The sequence below is a fragment of the Neobacillus kokaensis genome (assembly GCF_014656545.1).
Classification (GTDB): Bacteria; Bacillota; Bacilli; order Bacillales; family Cytobacillaceae; genus Neobacillus; species Neobacillus kokaensis.
Window position 1 is genome coordinate 1 of sequence record NZ_BNDS01000007.1, and the last position, 14,594, is coordinate 14,594.

Sequence of the window (14,594 nt, forward strand, 5' to 3'; positions counted from 1 at the left end):
GACATATTACCACTGGGCTTATTTTTTCCTATTTTCAATTATACAGGATTAATAGACTGAATTCCCCGAATGTTGTTTCAAAATTGTAAAAAGACCGACTTTATAAAAGTCGGTCTAAGGCTGTCGAAAAACTTTGGATAGCCTATTATTTTATACAGATTCGCAATTAATCCACCGCGTTAATTCGATATAATATATTAATGAATAGGCTGTTCAATAGGTCTGCTGATTTCCGCTCCAGGCGGTTTCGCTTTCCGCGGGGGTTCGGGGAGCCGCCTCGGCGCTAAAGCGCCTGCGGGGTCTCCCCTGCCCAATACTCCCGCGTGGAGAAATCAATGTATAAGCCAAAGAGTTTAGCCAAATTGAATATGAATTTGTGTCTATTGATGAATTAGTTTCAGACGACCACCTTCTTCGCTTGATTGACAAATATATAGATTTTTCATTTCTTTTATAAAAGGTTCGTCCTTAATTATAGTGATGATAACGGAATCCCTACTGATTTATTGGCTACATTTACGGCATTCGTTCTGAACGTCAATTAGAAAGGGAAATAAGAACAAACGTGGCCTACCGCTGGTTTTTAGGTTTAAAATTCAAGGATTCCATTCCACATCACTCTAAAATTAGCTGGAATCAGCAAACATCGATTTAAGGATACAACTATTTTTCAGGAGATTTTTGAGAAATTGCGCTTTTAGCAATGAATCATAAGATGGTTGGCGGACGTGTTTTATTTACGGATTCAACACACTTAAAGGCAAACACAAATAAATATAAGTTTACAAAATAAGAAGTAGAAGTGGATACTGGGGAAGATCTGCATGGGCTTCGCTTCTGCCCGTTACGTGGATTTAAGAATGCGAGTGAACAGGCTCTCCTTACTGCGGCCTGCCAAAATATAAAAAAGATGGCAACATATTTAGCTAGGCTGGAAAAGGTGTGTTGCAATTCTTTAGGTTGATTTGCCCCCTGTTGATTGGAGCGGAGGGCACTCGACTCCTGCGGGATCGAGAGGTCACTGGAGACCCCACAGGCGCAAAGCGCCGAAGAGGCTTCAGGACCTCCCTGCGGAAAGCGAGTGCCTGGAGCGGAAGCCAACAGGCCCCGTTAACATGGGCAATCTTATTGTAAAATCTGTATTTTAGGTCTGACAAAATGAAAAATTGCCGAGAAAAATACCCTTTCTCGACAATCAGAGACCGACTTTATAAAAGTCGGTCTTTTTTCTTCTATATTTTACTTTATCGCAGCATTCACTGCGTCCACTACTTGAGAAGTAGTCTGCATATTTAATACTTCATTTGCAAGCTTTTCCATATCAGATTTATTCAGATTCTTGATTAATGAACGAGCTTTTAATATTGAAGTCGCACTCATCGAGAATTCATCTAGTCCAAGACCAAGAAGTACAGGAATAGCAGTTTCATCTCCTGCCATTTCCCCACACATTCCTGCCCATTTACCTTCAGCATGAGCAGCGTCGATGACCATTTTTACAAGTCTTAAAATAGAAGGACTATATGGCTGATACAGATACGAAACACGTTGATTCATACGATCCGCAGCCATTGTATATTGAATTAAATCATTTGTACCGATACTAAAGAAGTCAACCTCTTTAGCAAATTGATCTGCTAATATAGCTGTTGATGGAATTTCCACCATGATACCAAGCTCGATTTTATCAGCAAGCTTTTGCCCCTCAGAAACAAGCTTTTGCTTCTCTTCTTCAAGAACTGCTTTGGCAGCACGGAACTCATCTAATGTGGCAATCATCGGGAACATAATTTTCAAATTACCGAAAGTGCTTGCACGAAGCAAGGCTCGAAGCTGTGTACGGAAAATGTCTTGCTCTTCTAAACATAAGCGGATGGCACGGAATCCCAAAAATGGATTCATTTCTTTTGGCAGGTCTAAATATGGAAGCTCTTTATCACCGCCAATATCTAATGTTCGAACCACAACAGGTTTGCCAGCCATTCCTACTAAAACGGCCTTATAGGCTTCAAACTGTTCCTCTTCAGTTGGAAGCTGGTCCCTGCCCATATAAAGGAACTCAGTTCGGTATAGACCGACACCTTCGCCGCCATTAGCCACAACACCTTTTAAATCATTAGGTGTACCAATATTCGCTGCTAATTCGACATGGTGACCATCACTAGAAACAGTTGATTCATTTACTAGCTTAGCCCATTCGGCCTTTTGATTTTCATAATCGTGGTGGACTTGGCGGTATTGCTCAACAAGTTCAGGTGTAGGGTTAATATGTACTTCCCCTTTTAAACCATCAACAATGACTAAGTCACCATTGTCGATCTCCTCCACTGCCGTTTTAGTACCAACCACCGCTGGAATTTCCAAAGACCGAGCCATAATCGCCGAATGTGATGTCCTTCCGCCGATATTAGTTGTAAATCCTTTAACAAATTGCCTGTTTAGCTGTGCTGTATCAGACGGTGTTAAGTCCTCAGCCACGATGATGACTTCTTCAGCAATCATACTTGGATTTGGCAGCTGTATACCCAGTAAATGTGCAAGGACACGTTTGGTCACATCACGAATGTCTGCAGCACGTTCTCTCATGTACTCATTGTCCATTTGTTCAAACATCATGACAAACATATCAGCAGTTTCTTTCAGGGCCGCCTCTGCATTGACTTTTTCAGTTTTAATTTTGTCTTCAATCGGTGTATTAAGTTCAGGGTCACTTAATACAAGCAAATGTGCTTCAAAAATAGCTGCTTTATCCGGTCCTAGATCTACCTTGGCACGGTCACGAATTGTTTCTAGCTCTGCCTTTGCTTTTTCAATAGCCTGACGGTAACGTTCTACCTCAACTGAGACATTTTCGATTGTTTTTTGGTCAAATGCTAAATCAGGTTCAACCAGTCGGTAGGCTTTGGCAATCGCTATTCCATTAGATGCAGCAATACCTTGTAAGAATGTCATTATTCTGCCAAACCTTCTTTTCTTAAAGTTTCTTCTAAACTGGTTAATGCTGATTCAGCATCGCTGCCTTCGGCAGAAATTGCAAAATCAGCTCCCTTGCCAATTCCTAATGACATAACACCCATAATGGATTTTAAATTAACTTTTTTGCCTTTATATTCTAAATTGATTTCAGCATCAAATTTACTTGCTGTTTGCACCAAGAGTGTGGCTGGTCTTGCATGAATCCCGGTATCCGCAATTACTTTAAATTGTTTCTCTGCCATAATGAATCAAACTCCTTTAGAAAATTTGAGGGATACTCTTTCTTCATATTTTGGCTTTGAAAAAGTATTTAATTCTCACAGAAGATAGAATAGCATTTTTATCCTGTCTATACAACTAGGAAATCCTAATTTGTGAAATAGTGAACGGATTATATTATCACTTATTTCTATGAAATTTTTCTTATATAAACCAATTGTTCACAAATTCGTAAAATCTTTATTTATTATTACAAAAAGAAAGCTGCCATAACGACAGCCTCACTTTGATTAATTGCAATTCGCCACAGGTGGAATTTCATTACGTTCATCAACTGGAATCATGGCAGCTTCTAATGCTTTCTCAATTGATACCAAATATTTGCTTTTTTCCTTTTCAGACCATACAAACCTATTTGCCATATATGAAACAACCTGATTTTTCCACTTTTTCACTGTCTGAATATCAAATAAAATGGCCCCAGTCCGTCGGTTTAAGAAATCAATCGGGGTCGCAATCATCTCTTTTTCTATTGCATAGATTAGCTTTGCAAATAAAACGATCGGAAGACCGTAATTTACAGCATCGTCTTTATTTTTCGCTAATAGCTCGAAGACTATATTAATATTTGAACCGTATATTTTGGCTAATTTTTCAGCTTCTTCACTAGAGAGTCCAATTTCTATTCCTTTGTCTATATGACTAGAAACATATGCCTTTAGGTTCTCCGAGCCGCCCACATCACCTCCAGAAATTGGCAGATATTTTGTCTGACATGCTTTGAAGCTTCTGCCTTCTTCTGCCTTTAATTTAGCAGTTAGCAAATCAACAACTGTTTCTGCCATTTTCCTATATCCAGTTAATTTACCGCCAGCAATTGTAATCAGGCCGGAGCGAGATTCCCATATTTCATCTTTTCTAGATATTTCGGAAGGGTCTTTTCCTTCCTCATAAATTAATGGTCGGACCCCTGCCCAGCTGGATTCAATATCTTTTCCACTTATTTTCACTTCAGGAAACATATAATTAATCGCTTTAATAATGTAGCTGCGGTCACTTACTGTCGTCATAGGATTTACCGCATCCTCATTATAAAATGTATCGGTTGTTCCCACATATGTTTTTCCGTCTCGTGGAATCGCAAAGACCATACGGCCGTCCGGTGTATCAAAATAGATGGCTTGTTTTAATGGGAAACGTGAACTATCTATTACCACGTGAACACCTTTAGAAAGCTGCAAGGTCTTACCCTTTTTTGAACGATCCATTTCACGAATTGTATCAACCCATGGACCCGCAGCATTGACAATCCTTTTTGCATGAATTTCGTACATTTCTCCAGTCAACTGGTCTTCCACTTGGGCACCAATAATTCTTGCATTTTCATAAACAAGTTTTATAACTTTTGTATAATTCAAAGCAATAGCACCGGTTTCAACCGCTGCCTTCATAACTTCAATGGTTAAACGGGCATCATCCGTCCGATATTCAACATAATAGCCGCCGCCCTTTAAGCCGTTTCTTCTGAGGAGGGGCTCTTTCGCTAATGTTTCTTGCACGGATAACATGGTTCGTCGTTCTGATCTTTTAACTCCTGCTAAAAAGTCATAGACCCTGAGGCCAATAGATGTACTGAATTTACCGAAAGTACCTCCTTTATGCATTGGAAGCAGCATCCATTCAGGGGTCGTGACATGTGGACCATTTTCATAAACAATAGCCCGTTCTTTCCCCACTTCCGCAACCATTTTGACCTCAAATTGTTTTAAATATCGTAAACCGCCATGAACTAACTTGGTTGATCTGCTTGATGTTCCCGCAGCGAAATCCTGCATTTCTACGAGGGCCATTTTCAACCCACGTGTTTGCCCATCAAAAGCAATCCCCGCTCCAGTAATGCCGCCGCCGATTACCAATACATCAAAAGTTTCCTTTTTTATGTCTCTCACAATTTCCTGACGATTTAAATTTGAGAAATTCATGTTTTTTCCTCCTATAATTGAGAAGCCATATTTCTTCCAATTCCCTTAGAATATATATATTTAAACTTCCCTTTTTCGTCATGGCAATATTTCCTGTGGAGAAACAAAAAGAGACCACAAAGTACACTATGATAAAATAGTGTATTTGTGGTCTCTCCCATTCTCCTGACAGATATTAACTTGTTTTTATTATACCATAAATACTCAAATAGAAAATCCAATTCATTATTTAAAAGCCATAGCAGCTTTTACAGCCTTTTTCCAGCCATTATATAAGTTTTCGCGAACATCTTTCGTCATCACAGGATTAAATTGCTGATTGATGGCCCATAGTTTAGAGATTTCTTCCTGACTTTTCCAGAAACCAACAGCCAGTCCCGCTAAATAGGCTGCACCTAATGCTGTAGTCTCATTCACGACAGGCCTTTCTACCGGAACGTTTAAGATATCGCTTTGAAATTTCATTAATAAATCATTTTTAACCGCTCCTCCATCTACTCGTAGTGTTTTCAACTGGATTCCGGCATCTGCTTCCATCGCAGATAAAACATCTCTAGTTTGATAGGCAAGTGATTCAAGTGTGGCTCGAATAAAGTGTTCCTTAGTCGTCCCCCTGGTTAATCCAAAAACCGCTCCACGGACATCACTATCCCAGTATGGCGTCCCTAGACCGACAAAAGCTGGAACTACGTAAACTCCCTCTGTAAATTCAACCTTTTTTGCGTACTCCTCACTATCCTTGGCATCATTAATCATTCTTAGGCCATCACGAAGCCATTGTATCGCTGAACCCGCCACAAAAATGCTGCCTTCCAACGCATACTCCACTTTACCGTTTAACCCCCAGGCGATGGTAGTTAATAAACCATTCTCTGAGCGTACTGCTTTTTTCCCGGTATTCATCAACATGAAGCAGCCAGTGCCATACGTGTTTTTTGCCATCCCTTGTTCAAAACATGTTTGCCCAAATAGGGCTGCCTGCTGATCTCCTGCCACCCCTGCAATCGGTATTTCTTTACCAAAGAAATGATAATCAGCCGTATTAGCATAAATTTCCGAGGAAGGACGCACGTTCGGAAGCATTGATTTTGGTACACCTAGGATTTCTAATAATTCATCATCCCATTTGAGATCATAAATATTAAACATTAGCGTACGTGCTGCATTGGAGTAATCGGTAACATGAGCCCGGCCTCCAGACAGCTTCCAAATAAGCCAAGTATCAATTGTGCCAAATAATAGTTTTCCGACATTCGCCTTTTGGCGTGCTCCCTCGACATAATCCAATATCCATTTAACTTTTGTACCGGAAAAGTAAGCATCAATTAACAACCCGGTTTTTTCACGAAATAAGTCATTATAGCTATGACTTTTAAGTTCCTCGCAAATTTCACTGGTTTGCCTTGATTGCCAAACGATCGCATTATAAACAGGAATTCCTGTTTCCTTGTCCCAGACAACGGTTGTTTCTCGCTGATTGGTGATTCCAATTCCAGCAATTTGTTCAGGCTTGGTTGCTGATTCGGTTAATACTTCCGCGATAACTGACAGAATAGATCCCCATATTTCATTTGGATTATGCTCAACCCAGCCCGGCTTTGGAAAGTATTGTGTAAACTCCTTTTGCGCTGAATGAACAACGTTTCCATTTTTATTAAAAAGAATGGCACGTGAGCTTGTAGTCCCCTGATCCAATGATAAAATAAACTTTTCCATCTTATCTCCTCCGTATTATCCTGGATTATTTTTATGCTGGTCTCATTGTTAGTTTTTTTCAAAATTAAACCTTGAGAAAATTTATTCCGCTCCAATAATAATAACCCCAATTCTCTCACAAAGGATGCCTATTCACTCCACTTCTCTAAAAAAGATATATTTTATATTCTATTTAATGACAAAAAAAGGAGATTCACAATAGAAAAACCTTGAAATAAGGTCTCTATGTGAATCTCCTTGTATCCGTCACAGTTTATTAACTCGCCCTAAGTAAACGAACAATTAAAAAGGTTGTCAATTTAATGCTAAAAAATTTAGGTAATTTAATCTGCAAAAATATCCCAAAGATCTCTTTTCGATGTTGTAATTGCAGCAGCACCCGCTTGTAAGGCATTTTTCACATCATCTGCAGTGCGTATTAGCCCACCAGCCAAAATGGGAATATTAACCCGCTCTTTTACTTCAGCAATCATCCAAGGGATTGCCCCAGGCAGAACTTCAATGTAGTCTGGCTGTGTTTTTTCGAGCAGTTTATAACTTTTTTCAAGCGCATGGCTGTCAATTAAGAAGATTCTTTGAACAGCCATAACTCCCTTTTGTTTAGCTTTTTGTATAACACTGGCTTTAGTAGAAATTAAACCAAACGGCTTAAATTCCTGACATATGTATTCTGTTGCATATTCATCATTTTTGATACCATGTATTAAATCAACGTGATAAACCATTTTTTTGCCATATTGTCGTGCCATTTGACTAATATTTTTTAATTGAGCAATATGCATCTCTAAAAAGACACCTATTTCAAAGGAGCTTTGCAGGAAACGCTCAAATTCCTTCATGTTTGTTGAAACAGGCAAAATTTTTTGTCTCATCGCTTTATTCACCTATTCTTAAAATTACCCCATTTTTAGGTTAACTTCTTGGTTCCTCTAAGTATTTGTACAATACATCTCCGCCTCTTTGGCCAATCCCGCGAAAATGCTTAAAATCTTCTCTTTTTACCAGCACACGGCGAAAATCCATAAAATCTTCATTTTTAACATAGTATTCAGACAGCTCTCCTGTCATTAAACGATTCAAGATATCATTTACAAACTCATCCGTCATTAGATCACCACCTTCATACAATTTTATCTTAAGTATAATTCAGTAAGCCATAAAAATTATTTATTATCTTTTGAAAATGTTTCTCGACATTTCATTAGTTTTTTAACATATAATCAGTAATAATTAACCAAATTGTCACATAAAAACCTTTACGAATGATAAAATTTGGTGCAAACTGTTATTTAAACAGTTTAAAAGTTTGGCAGAAAAAGGAGAGAGACGATTTGAAGAAAGCAGAAGTTGGTAATATAATTGAATTTCGTGGCGGGCTGCAAGGGATTGTCGAAAAGGTAAATGAGAATTCCGTAATCGTTGACCTGACATATATGGATAACTATCGCGATTTAGAATTAGATCAACGGACAGTCGTCAACCATAAAAACTATAAGGTAATAAAAGAAAGCGCTTATTTATAATAGAATGTAAGAAAAGGCAGCCGGCAGTCTGCCTTTTCTTTAATGCTTTTTTTACTTGTCGTCTTCTGTTTCCTTCGCAAGCTGCTTTAAAGATTTTACCTTTCCATGTGGATTTTGGTCCTGTTTCCTAACAGTCCATTCCCGTTCCTCTTGTCTCTTTGATTTACTCAATCTTATCACTCCTTTCCCAATTATTTTTTCCTGTTTGTATGTTTCTATGAAAGGATTTGGGGAAAATAATTGATGATATTTCCTTTTAAATAATTTTTTTGTTAAAATACAGGTGATTATATGTAAGGAGTTCATCATGTTAAAAAATCTTGTTCTAGACCTTCGGCTAATTTTTGGTGTGGTCATTGCACACACCCTAATCTACTTTTCATTCCATGATAAAGCAATTTTTTGGTATATCTTTACCGGTTCTATTCTTGTATTAATTGCCTATTCCATGTTTCAAGGTGATGTTGACGACGAGTCATCTTTTATACAATATATATTTTTCGGGACGATTTCCGGATTAATTTTGTATGCAGTATTTTGGTTAGGCTACCAGATGGTTGAAAATTCTCTCTTTTCATTTGACAAGGAGATTCGGAAATTATATAAATGGTTCGCCCCCAAACTTTTTTGGGAATACCTTGCACTGGTCTTAGTTGCTGCTCCTGGTGAAGAATTATTTTGGCGTGGTTTTGTCCAAAAACGATTAATGAAATATTTTAAACCTGCAGTAAGTATTATTATTGGAACATGTGCATATGCATCAGTTCATATTTATTCAGGCTCAATTCTATTGATTTTTGCGTCCCTCATTTCGGGTTTAGTGTGGGGATCTTTGTATTTTTGGAAAAAAAGTATGCCGCTAATCATTGTTTCCCATATTATTTTTGATTTAATGATTTTTATTATTTTGCCATTTAAATCTTAATAAAAGCAGCTGCTTCTATTGTACTGAGCAGCTGCTTTTTATCACTCTGTTAATTTTGGTTCAAATGGTTTTATCCATAATAAAATAAAAAAGGTCATACAAATATAACCGAATAACGGATACAAATGAGAAAGAAGTGTTCCATAATTCACCAGACTGATCAAGTAGGAAACCAAAAAAATTGCTGTAACCGACATCATTGTAGGAATCGGCATATACTGTTTTAATTGTCTATCAAGACCAAAGACATTACCAATGACAGAGGTAAAAATTTCTCCGTAAATCACGAGAATAAAAATCCAGTAGAAAAAAGGAGCTAAATTCTTCATAATGATCGCCATCGGAATCTCATACAACTCCAAATTCGGAAGCATAATTAAAGTAAAGTGACTGGCAATCAAAATAAGCGTTAACCCTAATCCCCCAAGAATCCCGCCCCATTTAATTGTCCAATCATCCTTTACCTCCGTTGCAACGGGTACCAGCACAGCTTGTGCTAATCCTAAATTTAGGGCGGCATATGAGAATGGTGCAATTACACTTTTCCAGCCATCTGTTGCATGCGGGATAAATAAAAATTGGTCTAAAAAGTTCGGCATTTGAACTGATAAAAACATTAATATTAAGCTGAAACTAATCATAATGGGTACAACGAATGTATTTACAGCAAATAACCCCTTCGTACCTACGAGCATGACAAGGTAGGAAAGAAAAATCGTCAGAAACACACCAACATTTTTCGGAAGTCCAAGTTGTTCCTCGAATACCGCACCTGCCCCGGCAAGCATTACTGCACTTACTCCAATAAGCATAAAAAGCATCGAAAAATTAATAATTTTACTTGGCCATTTCCCAAATAGATGTTCATTAAACTCCTGATAGGATTTTGCATCTATTTGTGCAGCCATCCGCATAAGTTTGGAACCAATCATAATAAATAGATAACCGCTCATTAATATACTTATAAAGCCAAAGAAACCAAATCGTGAAAAGAATTCAACGATTTCCTTTCCTGTGGCGAAGCCTGCCCCAACAACGGTGCCAATATAGACCGCCGCAATTTGAAAAGCTTGATTCCAATTCCTGTTTCTTTTCACACCATCTCCCCCTTATCATCAAATATATGAATAAAGGGACAAACAATGACGAGCTTTTTTCTCATTTGCTAATATTTACTATAAACAAATAACTTGAAAGTCAAAAAAGGTCAGAGTATACTAAAACCATAGGTCAAAGTTAGTCAAAGTCAAAGTTAAATAACGAGGAGGTTATTTTATATGCTTTGTCAAAAATGTAATCAAAAACAGGCAAATATCCAATTAACAATGAATCTAAATGGACAACGAATAGATATGAAACTTTGCAATGAATGTTATAGAAGAGAAAAGCAAGCACTGAATACAGGTTTAGGGATGAAAATGGATTCATTCCAAAGCTTCCCATTCGAAAATTTCTTTCATATTGCCAAAGGTCAAAACATGAATAATCAATTTTCTGCAGAATCCGAAAAGATAGTACCACAAAATGGCGGTGGCTTTATTGATCAATTTGGCCATAACTTAACGAATGCAGCAAAAGCCGGTCTGATTGACCCCGTCATTGGCCGTGATGAAGAAGTAAAACGTGTAATTGAAATATTAAATCGCCGAAATAAAAATAACCCTGTCCTTATCGGTGAGCCCGGAGTGGGAAAAACAGCGATTGCAGAAGGTCTTGCATTAAAAATTACTGAGGGCGATGTACCAGCCAAACTGAAAAATAAAGAAATTTATTTGCTTGATGTTGCTTCGCTTGTTTCAAATACCGGGATTCGCGGCCAATTTGAGGAACGCATGAAGCAGCTTATTACTGAATTAAAAGAGCGGAAAAATATTATTCTTTTTATAGACGAAATTCATTTATTAGTCGGTGCAGGTTCTGCCGAGGGTTCAATGGATGCTGGCAATATCTTAAAACCGGCACTAGCACGCGGTGAGCTTCAGGTAGTTGGCGCTACAACATTAAAGGAATATCGTCAGATTGAGAAAGATGCCGCTTTAGAGAGACGCTTTCAGCCCGTTCAGGTTCTAGAACCAAGCATGGATGCTGCGATTGAAATATTAAAGGGTATTCAGAAAAAATACGAGGATTATCATGAAGTCAGCTATACTGACGAGGCAATTCGTGCCTGTGTAACATTATCACAACGCTATATACAAGACCGCTTCTTACCAGATAAAGCAATTGACTTACTCGATGAAGCAGGTTCAAAATTAAATCTTTCTTCTGATTATAAGAGTAATGATCAAATTGAAGGGCGTTTAAATGAAATTGCCAGGGAAAAAGAAGAAGCCCTAAAAAATGAACATTATGAAAAAGCTGCCAAGCTTCGTGATGAAGAGGCCAAATTAGAGAAGAAATTAAGCAATGATTTCAGTTCCGACAGACCTGTTGTCACGATCTCACATATCCAAGAAATGATTGAACACAAAACCGGTATACCAGTTGGAAAACTGCAGCAGGATGAACAGCTAAAAATGAAACATTTAGAAGAAAACTTAAATAAAAAAGTAATTGGTCAAGAAAAAGCTGTCCAAAAAATTGCTAAGGCAATTCGTCGCAGCCGCGCAGGTTTAAAAGCGAAAAACCGCCCAATCGGTTCTTTTCTATTCGTCGGCCCTACTGGTGTGGGGAAAACTGAATTAACCAAAACGCTTGCTGAAGAATTATTCGGAACAAAAGATTCGATGGTCCGCCTTGATATGAGTGAATACATGGAAAAACACAGTGTGTCTAAATTAATTGGTTCACCCCCAGGCTATGTTGGCCATGAAGAAGCTGGACAGCTAACTGAAAAAGTGCGTCGCAATCCGTATAGCATAATTTTATTGGACGAAATAGAAAAGGCACATCCCGATGTACAACATATGTTTCTTCAAATTCTTGAAGATGGTCGGCTTACTGACAGCCAAGGGAGAGTAGTAAGCTTTAAGGATTCAGTTATCATCATGACAAGTAATGCTGGGGTTGGCTTTAAACCAATCCATGTCGGTTTTGGTGCTGCGGAGGCTGTAGAGGAAGCAAGTATCCTTGATTCCCTTGGTGGCTTCTTTAAGCCAGAATTTTTAAACCGGTTCGATAGTATTATTGAATTTAATCAACTTGACCAAGACCACATCTTAAATATTGTTGACCTTATGATTAATGATTTAATGGAAACTTTAAAAGAACAAAATATTCAATTGGCTATTACGGGGGAAGCAAAAGAAAAATTAGCTGAACTCGGCTACCATCCTGCTTTTGGTGCTCGTCCGCTCCGTAGAGTGATTCAGGAGCAGCTCGAAGATAAAATCGCTGACTTCATCTTAGACCAGCCTGACGCTAAAAATCTTACAGCTCTTGTGGAAAATGATGAATTAAAAGTTACTGAAGAAGTAGTGACAGTTAATTAATAAGGAAAAGCGAAGCCAAATGGCTTCGCTTTTTTTAAAGATTTTTATCATCGACGGAGTTCAGCCAATTTTCGATGACTCCTACAACCGATTCAATACAGCCATTCTCAAATGGAGAGATTAGATTGGCTGCTTCTACAAGCTTGGTAAATGACATACTTCCCCCAAGCTGGCATAACTTAACATAATCAGCCCAAGCTTCTTCCTGATTTTCTCTTGAACGCTTCCAGAATTGGAAAGCACAAATTTGAGCTAGTGTATAATCAATATAATAGAATGGTGAATTATAAATATGACCTTGGCGCTGCCAGAAACCACCGTTTTCTAAATATTCAAAGCCATCATAATCTTTATGCGGCAAATACTTTTTCTCGATTTCCCGCCATGCCTGCTTCCTTTCCTTCGGTGAAGCAGATGCATTTTCATAAACCCAGTGCTGGAATTCGTCCACCGCAACACCGTATGGCAAGAATAATAATGCATCACTTAAGTGAGAAAACTTATACTTATTGGTATCTTCTTTAAAGAATAAATCCATCCAAGGCCACGTGAAGAATTCCATACTCATTGAATGGATTTCACAGGCTTCATAGGTTGGCCAATAATATTCAGGAATTTCAAAATGACGGCTAGAATAAATTTGAAAAGCATGGCCTGCTTCATGTGTTAAAACATCAATATCCCCGGAGGTTCCATTAAAATTGGAAAAAATAAATGGCGCTTTATAGTTTTCAATGTACGTACAATACCCCCCGCTGGCCTTGCCTGTTTTCGCTACGAGGTCCATCAGGTCGTTTTCCTGCATAAACGAGAAAAATTCGCCCGTTTCCTTTGAAAGCTCTTCGTACATTTTTTGTCCATTCTCAATAATCCATTCTGGATTCCCTTTTGGAACTGCATTCCCGGTTAAGTAATTAAAGTTTTCATCAAAATATTTTAATTTGTCTAAACCTAGACGCTCCCGCTGCCTCTCCTTCAGCTTTGTTGCAATTGGCACAATAAAATCTTTTACCTGCTGACGAAAGTTTGCTACCATTTCGGCATTGTAATCTGTCCTCATCATTCGATTATATGCAAGTTCAACAAAATTATTGTAACCGAGGTCTCGGGCAATATCTGTTCTAACCTTTACCAGCTCATCATAAATTCGATCAAGCTCAGCTTCATGCCCGGCAAAGAATCCAAATTTTACTTCGCTTGCCTTCTTGCGCATTTCACGATCCTTTGATTCAATAAACGGGTCAATTTGGGCAAGAGTCCTCTCCTCTCCCTCAAACTCAATCTTCGCGGAGGCAATCAGCTTAGTATACTCTGTGACGAGGCGATTTTCCTTCTGAAGCTGTGGAACAATCTCAGGTTTAAAAGTTTTAAGCTGACTTTCTGCTAGAGCAAAAAGCTGCAGCCCCCATTTTGCTTCCAATTCTGAACGGAATTTTGAATCTATTAATGCTTGGTAATACTTTGTAACCAGCCCTTCAACCTCTGGTCCAAGCTCATCCATATAGTCCTGCTCTACTTTGTAAAACTCATCATTTGTATCAATAGAATGGCGAATACTGCAAAGAGTAAACATGGTGCCCAGATCATTTCTAAGTTGATTAATCTCATTCATAACTTCGCTTTGTTCCTCTGCAGTGACAGCGCTCTCAAATCGCACTAAAGCTGCATCAAATTTTGCAGTTACTTCGACTAAATTCGGACGGGCATATGTATAATTTCCAAAGCTCATGAATCCATCTCCCTTTTAAAAATTTTCCAATCTATTTCATTATATACTAACTCTGGATAGTCCTTACAATAAAAAAATACGACCCATGGCCGT

The 14,594-nt window shown here is 38.3% G+C and carries 12 protein-coding genes and 1 pseudogene; 4 read left to right on the top strand and 9 right to left on the bottom strand.

Annotated elements, in window-relative coordinates; translation table 11 throughout:
- Positions 1–361: 361 nt before the first annotated feature.
- Positions 362–790 (top strand): annotated as a pseudogene (locus IE222_RS26335) (transposase); the annotation flags it as partial.
- A gap of 449 nt (positions 791–1,239) precedes the next feature.
- On the opposite strand, the gene ptsP reads toward IE222_RS26335, so the two are convergent.
- From ptsP to ykzS, 6 genes are all read right to left on the bottom strand, one after another.
- A complete protein-coding gene (gene ptsP, locus IE222_RS09680; RefSeq protein WP_191272195.1) occupies positions 1,240–2,952 on the bottom strand; it encodes a phosphoenolpyruvate--protein phosphotransferase in 1,713 nt (570 codons plus the stop codon).
- Complete coding sequence (locus IE222_RS09685) at positions 2,952–3,218, bottom strand: phosphocarrier protein HPr (RefSeq protein WP_191272197.1); 267 nt, start codon at positions 3,216–3,218, stop codon at positions 2,952–2,954. Before IE222_RS09685 ends, ptsP begins: the two co-directional genes overlap by 1 nt.
- A 267-nt stretch (positions 3,219–3,485) precedes the next feature.
- The gene (locus IE222_RS09690; RefSeq protein WP_191272199.1) at positions 3,486–5,177 is read right to left on the bottom strand and encodes a glycerol-3-phosphate dehydrogenase/oxidase; all 1,692 of its coding nucleotides are present in this window, start codon (positions 5,175–5,177) and stop codon (positions 3,486–3,488) included.
- A gap of 225 nt (positions 5,178–5,402) precedes the next feature.
- Positions 5,403–6,893, bottom strand: coding sequence for a glycerol kinase GlpK (gene glpK / locus IE222_RS09695; protein ID WP_191272201.1), 1,491 nt, complete (start codon positions 6,891–6,893; stop codon positions 5,403–5,405).
- Positions 6,894–7,216: 323 nt separating this feature from the next.
- Positions 7,217–7,765: a glycerol-3-phosphate responsive antiterminator gene (locus tag IE222_RS09700; RefSeq protein WP_191272203.1), complete on the bottom strand. Its 549-nt coding sequence runs from the start codon at positions 7,763–7,765 to the stop codon at positions 7,217–7,219.
- A gap of 40 nt (positions 7,766–7,805) precedes the next feature.
- Positions 7,806–8,000 carry a protein YkzS gene (gene ykzS, locus IE222_RS09705; RefSeq protein WP_191272205.1) on the bottom strand — a complete coding sequence of 65 codons (195 nt, stop codon included), beginning with the start codon at positions 7,998–8,000 and terminating at the stop codon, positions 7,806–7,808.
- Positions 8,001–8,224: 224 nt separating this feature from the next.
- Between ykzS and IE222_RS09710 the strand changes: the two genes are divergently transcribed.
- A complete protein-coding gene (locus IE222_RS09710) occupies positions 8,225–8,416 on the top strand; it encodes a YkvS family protein (RefSeq protein ID WP_191272207.1) in 192 nt (63 codons plus the stop codon).
- Between the two features lie 51 nt (positions 8,417–8,467).
- Here IE222_RS09710 and IE222_RS26340 read toward each other — a convergent pair whose 3' ends face one another.
- Positions 8,468–8,587: a DUF6254 family protein gene (locus tag IE222_RS26340; protein WP_223282640.1), complete on the bottom strand. Its 120-nt coding sequence runs from the start codon at positions 8,585–8,587 to the stop codon at positions 8,468–8,470.
- 136 nt (positions 8,588–8,723) lie between these two features.
- Between IE222_RS26340 and IE222_RS09715 the strand changes: the two genes are divergently transcribed.
- Entirely contained in the window at positions 8,724–9,341 is a 618-nt protein-coding gene (locus tag IE222_RS09715; RefSeq protein ID WP_191272209.1) for a CPBP family intramembrane glutamic endopeptidase, read from the top strand.
- A gap of 41 nt (positions 9,342–9,382) precedes the next feature.
- On the opposite strand, the gene IE222_RS09720 is transcribed toward IE222_RS09715, so the two are convergent.
- Positions 9,383–10,438, bottom strand: coding sequence for a YkvI family membrane protein (locus IE222_RS09720; RefSeq protein ID WP_191272211.1), 1,056 nt, complete (start codon positions 10,436–10,438; stop codon positions 9,383–9,385).
- Positions 10,439–10,618: 180 nt separating this feature from the next.
- Here IE222_RS09720 and IE222_RS09725 point away from each other — a divergent pair, with 180 nt between their 5' ends.
- The gene (locus IE222_RS09725) at positions 10,619–12,772 is read left to right on the top strand and encodes an ATP-dependent Clp protease ATP-binding subunit (protein ID WP_191272213.1); all 2,154 of its coding nucleotides are present in this window, start codon (positions 10,619–10,621) and stop codon (positions 12,770–12,772) included.
- Positions 12,773–12,806: 34 nt separating this feature from the next.
- Here the strand turns inward: IE222_RS09725 and IE222_RS09730 are convergent, their stop codons facing one another.
- On the bottom strand, positions 12,807–14,501 hold the full coding sequence (locus tag IE222_RS09730; RefSeq protein WP_191272215.1) for a M3 family oligoendopeptidase: 1,695 nt from the start codon (positions 14,499–14,501) through the stop codon (positions 12,807–12,809).
- Between the last annotated feature and the right edge of the window lie 93 nt (positions 14,502–14,594).

What these genes read in the sequence shown, in the direction of transcription:
- IE222_RS09690 (WP_191272199.1), bottom strand. Translation starts at nt 5,177, where the DNA reads ATGAATTTCTCAAATTTAAATCGTCAGGAAATTGTGAGAGACATAAAA.
- IE222_RS09700 (WP_191272203.1), bottom strand. Translation starts at nt 7,765, where the DNA reads ATGAGACAAAAAATTTTGCCTGTTTCAACAAACATGAAGGAATTTGAG.
- glpK (WP_191272201.1), bottom strand. Translation starts at nt 6,893, where the DNA reads ATGGAAAAGTTTATTTTATCATTGGATCAGGGGACTACAAGCTCACGT.
- ykzS (WP_191272205.1), bottom strand. Translation starts at nt 8,000, where the DNA reads ATGACGGATGAGTTTGTAAATGATATCTTGAATCGTTTAATGACAGGA.
- IE222_RS09730 (WP_191272215.1), bottom strand. Translation starts at nt 14,501, where the DNA reads ATGAGCTTTGGAAATTATACATATGCCCGTCCGAATTTAGTCGAAGTA.
- ptsP (WP_191272195.1), bottom strand. Translation starts at nt 2,952, where the DNA reads ATGACATTCTTACAAGGTATTGCTGCATCTAATGGAATAGCGATTGCC.
- IE222_RS09725 (WP_191272213.1), top strand. Translation starts at nt 10,619, where the DNA reads ATGCTTTGTCAAAAATGTAATCAAAAACAGGCAAATATCCAATTAACA.
- IE222_RS09685 (WP_191272197.1), bottom strand. Translation starts at nt 3,218, where the DNA reads ATGGCAGAGAAACAATTTAAAGTAATTGCGGATACCGGGATTCATGCA.
- IE222_RS09715 (WP_191272209.1), top strand. Translation starts at nt 8,724, where the DNA reads ATGTTAAAAAATCTTGTTCTAGACCTTCGGCTAATTTTTGGTGTGGTC.